General features: G+C 53.7%; 2 rRNA genes. Both read right to left on the bottom strand.

The annotated features are described in order from the left end of the window. Positions 1–16: 16 nt before the first annotated feature. Positions 17–128: ribosomal RNA gene (rrf, locus tag GK108_RS30925) — 5S ribosomal RNA — on the bottom strand. A 135-nt stretch (positions 129–263) separates the two neighbouring features. After that, positions 264–3,092 (bottom strand): 23S ribosomal RNA (locus GK108_RS30920). Positions 3,093–3,177: the final 85 nt, after the last annotated feature.

Genomic DNA, 3,177 nt, shown 5'->3' with positions numbered 1-3,177 from the left:
TCCTCTCAATTTCATCAGGTGGCACCTACCTACTCTCCCACTTGTGACAGCAGTACCATCGGCAGTACGGGGCTTAACGGCTCTGTTCGAAATGGAAAGAGGTGTTCACCCGCCTTACCAGCACCAACCTGTTGACTCTTCTGACCCCTGCAAGATCCCTATTCCGATCACTTACACGCGTCTATATCTTAATAGCGTAGTCTTTTTCCCCACAGAGAGAAACCCGGTAACCCAACACAACAAGATCCTTAAGCAACATTTCCACATTCACGCGTCCGGGCTCATTAGTACGACTCAGCTCTATACATCTCTGCACCTACACCTGTCGCCTATCAACGTGGTCGTCTACCACAACCCTTTATACCGGATGACTCATCTCGGGGCCAGTTTCGCACTTAGATGCCTTCAGCGCTTATCTGTTCCCAACGTAGTTACTCGGCCGTGCCTGCGGCCAAACAACCGATTCACCAGCGGTTGGTCCATCCCGGTCCTCTCGTACTAAGGACAGACCCCCTCAGTCATCCAACGCCCACCACAGATAGGGACCGAACTGTCTCACGACGTTCTGAACCCAGCTCGCGTGCCACTTTAATCGGCGAACAGCCGAACCCTTGGAACCTTCTCCAGCCCCAGGATGTGACGAGCCGACATCGAGGTGCCAAACCTCCCCGTCGATGTGAGCTCTTGGGGGAGATCAGCCTGTTATCCCCGGCGTACCTTTTATCCTTTGAGCGATGGCCCTTCCATGCGGAACCACCGGATCACTATACCCGACTTTCGTCCCAGATCGGCCTGTATGCCTCACTGTCAAGCTGGCTTCTGCTATTGCACTCCCCTGCCGATTACCGTCCGGCATGAGCCAACCTTGGGAAACCTCCGTTACCCTTTCGGAGGTGACCACCCCAGTCAAACTACCCACCAAACACTGTCCCCCCTTCAGGGTTAGACAGCCGGTCAGCCAAGGGCGGTATTTCAACGTTGATTCCATGATGCCTGGCGACACCACTTCACAATCTCCCGCCTATCCTACACATGCCTGACCAGCTATCCATGTTAAGCTGTAGTAAAGGTGCACGGGGTCTTTCCGTCCCGTGGCGGGTAAGCGGCATCTTCACCGCTACTACAATTTCACCGAACTCATGGTTGAGACAGTGCCCAGATCGTTACACCATTCGTGCAGGTCGGAACTTACCCGACAAGGAATTTCGCTACCTTAGGACCGTTATAGTTACGGCCGCCGTTTACTGGGGCTTCAGTTCAAACCTTCGCTTACGCTAAGCTCCCCCCTTAACCTTCCAGCACCGGGCAGGTGTCAGACCCTATGCGTCAACTTTCATTTTGGCAGAGTCCTGTGTTTTTGGTAAACAGTCGCCTGGGCCTCTTCTCTGCAGCCTCCCATCACTGGGTAGGCCCCCCTTATCCCGAAGTTACAGGGTCATCTTGCCGAGTTCCTTAACCATGATTCATTCGTGCACCTTAGAATATTCTTCCCAGCTACCTGTGTCGGTTTACGGTACGGGTATCCATACGCTTAACGATCTATAACTTTTCTTGGAAGCCTCTTCATCTCTTCGCTTCAGCCGAAGCCTCCGCTCAACGCCCACTTCCGTCCGGACGTAGAAACCCCGACACTCCGTCATTATACATCCTGCATAGATAGTTGGGGACTATTAACCCCATTCCCTTCAGCTTCACCCTTCGGCTACACCTTAGGACCCGACTAACCCTCCGATGACTGCCATCGCGGAGGAATCCTTAGCTTTTCGGTGTGCGGAGTTCTCATCCGCATTATCGTTACTTATGCCTACATTTGCTTTTCTATGCGGTCCACCAGGGCTCACGCCCCAACTTCACCCCCCACAGAATGCTCTCCTACCACACTACAGGCTACCTGTAGGTCCATAGCTTCGGTGATGTGCTTGATGCCCGTTTATTATCGACGCCCGCCCCGCTCGACCAGTGAGCTGTTACGCACTCTTTAAAGGAATGGCTGCTTCCAAGCCAACCTCCTGGCTGTCTCAGCAGCCGGACCGCCTTTGTTCAACTTAGCACACACTTGGGGACCTTAGCTGATGGTCTGGGTTGTTCCCCTCTCGGATTGGGACCTTAGCACCCCAACCCTCACTGCTCAGCACCCACTCACGCATTCGGAGTTCATCAGAAGTTGGTAGGATGTGACTCCCCCGCATCCTGTTGGTCGCTCTACCTCATGAGTGGTAACACTGAACGCTGTTCCTAAAAACATTTCGGAGAGTACGAGCTATTTCTCAGTTTGATTGGCCTTTCACCCCTACCCGCAGCTCATCCGGAAGCTTTTCAACGCTTATCGGTTCGGCCCTCCACGGTGTGTTACCACCCCTTCAGCCTGGCCACGGGTAGATCACCAAGTTTCGCGTCTACCCCCACTGACTACTCGCCCTATTCAGACTCGCTTTCGCTTCGACTCCGTGCGTCTACGCACTTAACCTCGCCAGTGAAGGTAACTCGTAGGCTCATTATGCAAAAGGCACGCCGTCACGGAACACTGTCCGCTCCGACCGCTTGTAAGCGCCTGGTTTCAGGGTCTATTTCACCCGGGTACTCCCCGTGCTTTTCACCGTTCCCTCACGGTACTTTGCTCTATCGGTCTTCTGGTCGTATTTAGCCTTACCGGATGGTGCCGGCTGTTTCAGAGGGGATTTCTCCGGTCCCCCCCTACTCAGGATCCCCAACCCACTAACGCACTGACCCGTACGGGACTCTCACCCTCTCTGGTTGACTTTCCCAAGTCATTTCAGTTCGATTGTTAGTTTGATGTCAGGTCCTACTACCCCGATCATGCCGTAACATAATCGGTTTGGGCTCTTCCGCGTTCGCTCGCCACTACTGACGGAATCACAATTGTTTTCTCTTCCTGCGGGTACTTAGATGTTTCAGTTCTCCGCGTTTGCCCCCCTAAGGGTACTAGCTCTTCAAGCTAGTGGGTTGCCCCATTCGGATACCTTAGGATCAGCCCCTGCCAGCGGGTCCCCTAAGCGTTTCGTCGCTTGCCACGTCCTTCATCGCCACCAGAAGCCAGAGGCATCCCCCAGACGCCCTTTTGCTGCGTGTATGCACGCTACTCTATTACTCTTCTTGTGTCTATTACCCAATCGATGATCTCCTCATCGATCAGTCTCTCCCTGTAGGTCAAAGAAC

The organism is Spirosoma terrae (genome assembly GCF_010435915.1).
Taxonomy (GTDB): Bacteria; Bacteroidota; Bacteroidia; order Cytophagales; family Spirosomataceae; genus Spirosoma; species Spirosoma terrae.
Note: the sequence above shows the minus strand (reverse complement) of the source record. Positions and strands in the feature narration are given on the sequence as shown.